This window comes from Bartonella taylorii 8TBB (assembly GCF_902825155.1).
Classification (GTDB): Bacteria; Pseudomonadota; Alphaproteobacteria; order Rhizobiales; family Rhizobiaceae; genus Bartonella; species Bartonella taylorii_A.
This window is the reverse complement of record NZ_CADEAG010000107.1, coordinates 1-469: the sequence shown is the minus strand read 5'-3', so window position 1 is coordinate 469 and position 469 is coordinate 1. Positions and strand designations below refer to the sequence as shown.

The window sequence follows — 469 nt, the reverse complement described above, 5'->3', positions numbered from 1 at the left end:
ATATTTGGGTAAAAAGGTCCTTCACTTCCTTGCGGGCAAGTCCAATTGATATTTTGGTTAGGATCTTTAATATCACATGTTTTACAATGGATGCAGTTTGAGGCGTTAATGATATAAATTTTATGATCATTATGGTCTAGCCATTCATAGACACAATCGGGGCAATAGCGTGTGGAAGGTCCCCAATAGATTGCATATTCAGAATTTTTATGTTTTTCCAGTGAGGTTATTTTTAAATGGCAAGGTTGATTTTCCGTATGATGCGTATTGGAAAGTGCTACACTGGAAAGGCAATCAAAAGTCACAATACCATCTGGCTTGGAATAAGCTATAGGTTGAAATTTTTCTGCTGGTTCCAAATATGCATAGTCTGGTTTTCCATGAGAGAGTGTTCTAAATAAAGAAAAGCCAAAAATCTGTTGCCACCACATATCAAATATAGCAAGTTTAATTCCGTATTTTGTACCAT

General features: G+C 35.8%; 1 protein-coding gene. It reads right to left on the bottom strand.

Annotated features, from left to right (window positions below; translation table 11 throughout):
* On the bottom strand, positions 1-469 hold a 469-nt coding region (locus J7R13_RS08860), incomplete at both ends, for a 4Fe-4S dicluster domain-containing protein (protein ID WP_208438311.1).